This window comes from Adhaeribacter sp. (assembly GCF_057359045.1).
Genome location: NZ_JBMQUD010000100.1, coordinates 1 through 7,258, shown reverse-complemented (window position 1 = coordinate 7,258; position 7,258 = coordinate 1). Strand labels below are relative to the sequence as shown.

Below are 7,258 nucleotides of genomic sequence, written 5' to 3'. Positions count from 1 at the left end.
TCATCTACCAAACTCTCGGCGTAAGCGCCAAACCACAAACCAAACGACGATGGCATGGCAATTTGTAGGTGCGTATAACCAGGCAGCAGTTTATCTTTATGCTCTTCGCTGAGCGAAATCAATTGGTCGAACAGTGCTTTTATACCATCTACTGTTTCCTGAATCTGGCTGCGAATAAATAATTTAAGGTCTAATAAAACCTGGTCGTTGCGCGAGCGGCCGCTGTGTATTTTTTTTCCGGCTTCGCCAATGCGGCGGGTAAGGAGTAACTCTACCTGCGAATGCACATCTTCCACGCCCTCCTCAATGGTAAACTTTCCGGCCTGAATTTCCCGGTAAATATTTTTTAACTCTTGCTGTACCAGTTCCAGGTCCTCGGCGGTCATCAAGTCAATCGACTGCAACATGCGGGTGTGCGCCAAAGAGCCCAGCACATCAAAAGGAGCCAGTAATAAATCTAGTTCGCGGTCTTTGCCAACGGTAAATTCTTCTACTTCCTGCTTTACTGCCGTTGCTTTTTGCCAGAGTTTCATGTTGTTGCGGTTGTACGTATTACGTTTTACGTGGTAAGTAATGGGTTTTAGTTAATGAAGCTGTTTAGTATATCGTGAAAAAGCCAAATATCTGCCGCCATTGGTGGTGTTATCACCGCCAATCTATTAGCCTTTGCTTTTTCTTTTTCTTTCCTGGGTCCCTACAGCTAGAGTTAAATTATTTCCCAAGCTTGATATTCTAACAGGTTCTATGCTTATAACTCTAATGAGAAGGCAAGTTAGTTAAATAATGGTTCTTTTATTTATGCTAATATGGGTACGTATCACGTAATACATCCAACATGCAACCTAAAATACCACCTGACTTAACAATTGTATATATAGCTGGATGCCTTCTTCTAACTCCCGGAAATAAATAAATTCGTCTGCGGTGTGGGAGCGGGCCGAGTCGCCGGGGCCCATTTTTAAAGATGCTACCGGAATTAAAGCCTGATCCGAAGTGGTAGGGGAGCCGTAAGTTTTGCGGCCAAGGGCCAGGCCGGCCTGTACTATTTTACTGCTTTTATCGATGCTGGACGACCGCAACCGGGTAGAACGTGGTGTAACTTCTGCGGCCACATGCTGTCGTATTATTTCTAATACTTCTTCGTTGGTGTAGCTATCGGTTACCCGCACATCTACGGTAAAGTTGCAGCGATCAGGTACTACGTTGTGCTGCGTACCCGCCTGAATAACGGTTACACTCATTTTTACCGGACCTAAATATTCTGATACTTTCGGAAACTGGAAAGTTTGAAACCAGTTTATATCCGGCAAAGCTTTATAAATAGCATTTTCCCCTTCTTCGCGGGCTGCATGACCAGATTTGCCGGTAGTAACACAATCTAAAACCATTAACCCTTTTTCGGCCACGGCTAAGTGCATTTCGGTTGGTTCGCCTACCAGGGCAAACTGAATATTGCCTAAATCGGGCCAGATACGTTCAATGCCATTCCGCCCCGAAATTTCTTCTTCGGCAGTAGCAGCTAAAACCAAGTTATAAGCCAGGTCTTTTTTCGGATAAAAATACAGGAAAGTAGCAATTAGCGCCACCAGACAGCCCCCGGCATCGTTGCTGCCCAAACCAAATAATTTGCCGTCTTCTTCCAAAGGAAAAAAAGGATCTTTGGTCCAGCCTTTATTGGGTTTTACCGTATCGTGGTGCGAGTTCAGGAGTATGGTGGGTAACGCCGGATTATAATGCTGGTTGAAAGCCCAAATATTATTTAATTGCCGTTGGGTAGGCACACCGCGGCGAACCAAGAAATTATTTATCAGATCAGCTGATTGGTTTTCTTCGCGGCTAAACGAAGGCGCAGCAATTAAATCTTTTAACAAAGTCAATGCTTCCTGGTAAAGAAAAGCTATTCCCTGATTTTCTGTCAAAATATTATCTGGCTTAGAATATTTGCTTTTAAGTACTCCCATTAAATATTCCGGAAATTAATCGTTTACGTAAAGGTTGCCTGCTTTTATCGAAGATTGCCGAATTCCTTTAATCAAGGCGGAGCTAAAACCAGAATGCTCCATTTCGTTTAAGCCGGCAATGGTACAGCCTTTGGGCGAAGTTACTTTATCAATTTCGTTTTCGGGATGGCTGTTGTTAACCAGTAAAAGCGCAGCCGCCCCTTTAGCCGTTTGCGCCGCCATGTGCAAGGCTTCGGCCGCGTGAAAACCAATTTCAATGCCGCCTTGCGAAGCCGCCCGGATGGCCCGCAAGAAAAAAGCAATACCGCAGGCACAAAGCGCCGTGGCCGAAGTCATAAGTTCTTCGTGAATTTCGATGGTTTCGCCAACTGTATCGAACAGCTCTTTTACTTTAGTTATATTTTCAGATGAAGCATTCTGGGAGGCAATACAAGTCATGGATTCCTGAATGGCAATGGCGGTATTGGGCATGGCCCGCACTACTTCTACTGTTTTGCCCAAACGGTTGGTAATATCGCTTACATTTACGCCGGAAGCTACCGAAATCAATAAATGCTTAGCCGGCTCTACAACCTCTTTAATATTATCTAACAAAATATTTAATTGCTGCGGCAACACGGCTAGTACCACAATATTCGCGAACCGAACCGCTTTTACATTGTCGTCGGTAATTTGGTAACCTTGTTCAGCCAGGTCGGCAATGGCCCGTAAGTTGCGCCGGGTAATAATTATCTGGCCAGGCTCGTATTTGCCGGATTTTACTAATCCTTTGGCTAAAGATAGACCGATATTGCCCCCGCCTAATATGGCGATTGATTCGTTATTAGTATTCATTACTACTAGAATTAATTATTTATACTAGGATTAAAGTAGAAAGGCAAAAACTTTTCAGATGGATTAAAATATTTATTTTTCAGCCAGAATCAATTCGGTGCCGGCCGTTTCGTTTTTCTGCAGAATATTCAGCACTTCATCGGCGTGGCAAATTAAAACCGACGTAACGCCGGCATCTATGGCTTTAAAGGCATTATCTAACTTAGGTATCATACCTTGCGCAATGGTGCCATCGTTTTTTAAAGCAGCGTATTGGGGCTTGGTAATTTGGTGAATAACCGAATTGTCGTCGTTTATATCCGAAAGAACACCTTTCTTCTCAAAACAATAAGTAAGCCGCGTATTAAAGTAAGCCGACAAGGCTACCGCCAGGGCAGAGGCAATGGTATCGGCGTTGGTATTTAATAAATTACCTTGTCCGTCGTGGGTAAGCGGGGCAATTACGGGCGTTAAATTATTTTCGAGTAAAAGCTGTAAGGTTTCTGCCGGAATGGCGTCTTCGGCAATATCGCCCACAAACCCGTAATCTATTTCTTTCACCGGGCGTTTGGTAGCCGGAATAATGTTGGCATCGGCACCGGTTAAACCCAAAGCGTTACAGCCGTTGGCCTGCAGTTTGGCTACAATATTTTTGTTTACCAAGCCGCCGTATACCATGGTTACCACGCGTAAAGTTTCGGCATCAGTTATCCGCCGGCCATCTACCATACGGGCTTCAATGCCCAGGCCTTTGCTTACTTCGGTGGCAATTTTACCGCCGCCGTGTACCAATATTTTGGGTCCGGTTATTTGGGCAAAGTCTTTTAAAAAAGAATCTAATTTGGCTTCGTTGTCGATGATGTTGCCACCAATTTTTATTACCTGCAGCGTATTTTTCATCAACGGCTTAAAAGTTAGATTCCAGCATTCTTTTTAAAACCACCTGCGCGGCCCACACCCGGTTACCGGCTTCTTTTATTACTAATGAATCCGGACTGTCCAGAATATCGGCTCCTAATTCCATATCGCGGCGCACCGGCAAACAGTCCATTACTTTGGCGCTATTGGTAATTCCTAAGCGGTCGCGGGTTAGCATCCAGCTGGGGTCGGTGGTAATTACTTTACCATAATCCTGGTACGATGACCAGTTTTTCACGTAAATAAAATCCGCGTCCTGCAAGGCTTCTTCCTGGTTGTAGGTAATGGTTGCGCCTTGGGTAAACTGCGGATCCAGTTCGTAGCCTTCGGGGTGTGTTATGGTAAAATCTACGTCGGCTTTACACATCCATTCGGCAAAAGAATTAGGTACCGCTTGTGGCAAAGCTTTCACGTGGGGTGCCCAGGTTAATACCACTTTCGGTCGGCGGCCTTGCGGCGCGTGCTCGGTTATGGTAATTAAATCGGTTAAACTTTGTAGCGGGTGGCGCGTGCCCGATTCCAGGCTTACCAAAGGCAAACCGGAAAACTTAATAAATTTATTCAGAATATCTTCGCTGTAATCGTCTTCACGGCTTTGCAGACCTGGGAAGGAGCGGATGCCCAGAATATCGAAATATTCGCCCATTACGCCGGCCGCTTCCCGGATGTGCTCCACGGTAGTGCCGTTCATGATTACGCCATCGCGGGTTTCCAGCGCCCAGCCTTCCTTGTCAATATTCATTACAATTACCTCCATGCCCAAATTTAAAGCCGCTTTTTGGGTGCTCAGGCGGGTGCGCAGACTGGGGTTCAGGAATATTAAGCCTAAAGTTTTGTTTTGGCCCAATTGTTTATGGGCAAACGGATTTTGCTTTAAAGTTAAAGCTTCCTGCACCAACCCGTTCAGGTCGGAAACATCGTTAACAGACGTAAATAATTTCATGCTTATACTAAGGACTTGGCTAAAATATTAGAAAAAGCTTCGAGGAAAACATCGGCTTCTTCTTTTTTTAAGTTCAGAGCCGGCAGAATACGCAAGGTATTTTTATTTGAAGCCGAACCGGTAAATATTTTGTATTTGTTTAAAAGTTCTTTCCGCAAATCTGCTACCGGATACGGCATTTCTACGCCTATCATTAAGCCTTGGCCGCGTACTTCCAACACACCTTCGGTCTGGCGTAACTTATCGATCAAATAATTACCAACTTCTGCCGCATTCTCTACCAGGTTCTCGTCTTTTAATACATCTAGTACCGCAATACTAGCCGCACACGCCAGGTAGTTACCGCCAAAAGTAGTGCCCAGCATGCCGTATTTTGCCTCAAATTTAGGACTTAATAAAATGCCCCCTACCGGGAAACCGTTGCCCATGGCTTTGGCCATGGTAATAATATCGGCTTTAACTTCGGAATATTGGTGCGCAAAGAATTTACCGGAACGGCCATAACCCGATTGAATTTCATCGAGAATTAAAATAATATTGTGCTGGTCGCAGAACGCGCGAATCTGGGTCAGGAATTCAGCAGTTGGTGTATAAACGCCGCCAATCCCCTGAATGCCTTCAATAATAACTGCACAATATTCTTCCGGATTCTGCACCTGCTGGAGCGCAGCAGCATCATTCAGAGGCAAAAACAACACCTCGTGCCCTTTGTTAATGGGCGCTTGGATCGATTTATCGTCGGTAGCTGCCACACCGGCCGAAGTACGGCCATGGAAAGATTTGCTAAACGAAATTACCTTTTTGCGGCCATTGTAAAACGAGGCGGCTTTCAGGGCATTTTCGTTCGCTTCGGCGCCGGAATTTATCAGGAACAAACTGTAATCGGGGTAACCGCATTGTTCTCCTAATTTATCGGCTAATTCCTGCTGCTGCGGAATTTTAACGGAATTGGAGTAAAATCCAATCTGGTTTAGCTGTTCCGTTAGTTTTTGTACATAGTGGGGGTGGCTGTGGCCAATGGAAATTACCGCGTGCCCGCCGTATAAATCCAAATATTTTGTGCCTTTCTCATCCCACACGTAAGAGCCTGCGGCTTTTACCGGCGTGATGTCGAAAAGGGGATAAACGTCGAAAAGTTTCATGTTTTTTAGGTTGTACGTGGTACGTGTTACGTTCTACGATTTTTTTCGCACTTGCTGTATCAGGTTTATTAGCTTGGCCCTAATTTTATTTAGTTGTTCTTCTAACTCTAAATATTCTTCGAAGGGCAAATAACTTAAATCTTTAGCAAGTAAAAGCAAATAATCAACTTCATTGGTTGAGCCTAAAGATATTTGCAGAAAATGCGCAAAATCCAGGTTGGTGTTTCTGCCGCAGCCTTCCGCAATATTATTTGGTATTGAAATACAGGCTCGCCTAATCTGGCTGGTTAAACCGTATATTTCTTCTTTTGGAAAGCCTTTTGACTTTTGATAAACACTTAGAGTCAATTGATGCGCATCCTGCCAAACTTTTAAGCTCTTATAATTCTGCATAGATCTTTGATTAAGTAAACGTAAAACGTACAACGTAATACGTAAAACTTAAATCAAAATCCTGAAGGTTTCAAATGCAAACCAGCCGTTTCGGCTAAACCAAAAATGAGGTTCATGTTTTGTACCGCCTGGCCGGAAGCACCTTTTACCAGATTATCAATCACACTGATAATGACCAGTTGATCGCCCACTTTGTCCACGTGCAGAATACATTTATTGGTATTAACTACCTGCTTTAAATGCGGGTTAACGGCCGATAAATGAACAAAAGGATGCGGTTCGTAATAATTAGTATACAGCGCCCTGGCTTCCTCTAGCGTTAAATCGCTCTGTAAATAAGCCGTAATTAATATTCCGCGGGTAAAATTGCCCCGGTAAGGCACAAAGTTAATGGCCGGGATTTCAGCGGTTTGTAACTGACCTAAGCTTTGCCTGATTTCGTGCAGGTGCTGGTGGTTAAATAATTTATAAGTCGAAATATTGCTGTCGCGCCAGCTAAAGTGGCTGGTTTCGGTTAAGCTCTGGCCGGCACCGGTAGAGCCGGTAATACCGCTAATATGCACCGGCGCATCTAGTTTGTTTTGGCTGGCCAATGGCAATAAAGCCAACTGAATACAGGTAGCAAAACAGCCCGGATTAGCAATATTTTTGGCGTTAACAATAGCTTCTTTCTGTAACTCTGGTAAACCGTACACAAACGTGCGGTCATCTAAATCAGCGGTAGGGGCTAAGCGGAAATCCTGGCTTAAGTCAATAATTTTAACCGCTGCCGGAAATTTTTGTCCTTCTAAGAATTTTTTAGCCGCGCCGTGGCCTACGCATAGAAATACCACATCTACCGCATCGGAATATTCGGTGCTGAAAGTCAGTTCAGTTTCGCCGAGCAAGTCGGTATGGACTTCGTAAACCGGACGGCCGCCGTTGCTAGAGCTATGGATAAAACTTATTTCGGTATTAGAATGCTGTAGTAAAATGCGCAGGAGTTCGCCGCCCGTATAGCCCGCACCACCAACAATGCCAACCCGAATTTTCTGGTCGGAGGTTTGGTTAGCGCTCATTTACTTTCTGGTAAATCATGGTTTGGTTAC

The 7,258-nt window shown here is 44.6% G+C and carries 8 protein-coding genes; all 8 read right to left on the bottom strand.

Translation table 11 applies throughout. The features are described 5' to 3' along the window. A partial coding sequence (locus tag ACO1R6_RS15450; RefSeq protein ID WP_486265844.1) for a lyase family protein occupies positions 1-533 on the bottom strand: 533 nt, incomplete at its 3' end. 309 nt (positions 534-842) lie between these two features. Further along, positions 843-1,961 (bottom strand): M20 family metallo-hydrolase, encoded by a 1,119-nt coding sequence (locus ACO1R6_RS15445; RefSeq protein WP_486265843.1) that lies wholly within the window; start codon positions 1,959-1,961, stop codon positions 843-845. Between the two features lie 15 nt (positions 1,962-1,976). Continuing rightward, positions 1,977-2,795, bottom strand: coding sequence for a pyrroline-5-carboxylate reductase (proC, locus tag ACO1R6_RS15440; protein WP_486265842.1), 819 nt, complete (start codon positions 2,793-2,795; stop codon positions 1,977-1,979). 72 nt (positions 2,796-2,867) lie between these two features. Next, entirely contained in the window at positions 2,868-3,674 is an 807-nt protein-coding gene (argB, locus tag ACO1R6_RS15435; protein ID WP_486265841.1) for an acetylglutamate kinase, read from the bottom strand. 7 nt (positions 3,675-3,681) lie between these two features. After that, positions 3,682-4,635: a Rossmann-fold NAD(P)-binding domain-containing protein gene (locus ACO1R6_RS15430; RefSeq protein WP_486265839.1), complete on the bottom strand. Its 954-nt coding sequence runs from the start codon at positions 4,633-4,635 to the stop codon at positions 3,682-3,684. Positions 4,636-4,637: 2 nt separating this feature from the next. Beyond that, entirely contained in the window at positions 4,638-5,777 is a 1,140-nt protein-coding gene (locus tag ACO1R6_RS15425; RefSeq protein ID WP_486265838.1) for an aspartate aminotransferase family protein, read from the bottom strand. A gap of 33 nt (positions 5,778-5,810) precedes the next feature. Continuing rightward, the gene (locus ACO1R6_RS15420; protein WP_486265837.1) at positions 5,811-6,170 is read right to left on the bottom strand and encodes a four helix bundle protein; all 360 of its coding nucleotides are present in this window, start codon (positions 6,168-6,170) and stop codon (positions 5,811-5,813) included. Positions 6,171-6,223: 53 nt separating this feature from the next. Further along, complete coding sequence (argC, locus tag ACO1R6_RS15415) at positions 6,224-7,228, bottom strand: N-acetyl-gamma-glutamyl-phosphate reductase (protein ID WP_486265836.1); 1,005 nt, start codon at positions 7,226-7,228, stop codon at positions 6,224-6,226. Positions 7,229-7,258 lie beyond the last annotated feature (30 nt).

Coding starts and splice junctions, on each gene's coding strand:
- ACO1R6_RS15420 (WP_486265837.1), bottom strand. CDS start 6,170: ATGCAGAATTATAAGAGCTTAAAAGTTTGGCAGGATGCGCATCAATTG.
- ACO1R6_RS15445 (WP_486265843.1), bottom strand. CDS start 1,961: ATGGGAGTACTTAAAAGCAAATATTCTAAGCCAGATAATATTTTGACA.
- ACO1R6_RS15430 (WP_486265839.1), bottom strand. CDS start 4,635: ATGAAATTATTTACGTCTGTTAACGATGTTTCCGACCTGAACGGGTTG.
- ACO1R6_RS15425 (WP_486265838.1), bottom strand. CDS start 5,777: ATGAAACTTTTCGACGTTTATCCCCTTTTCGACATCACGCCGGTAAAA.
- proC (WP_486265842.1), bottom strand. CDS start 2,795: ATGAATACTAATAACGAATCAATCGCCATATTAGGCGGGGGCAATATC.
- argC (WP_486265836.1), bottom strand. CDS start 7,228: ATGAGCGCTAACCAAACCTCCGACCAGAAAATTCGGGTTGGCATTGTT.
- argB (WP_486265841.1), bottom strand. CDS start 3,674: ATGAAAAATACGCTGCAGGTAATAAAAATTGGTGGCAACATCATCGAC.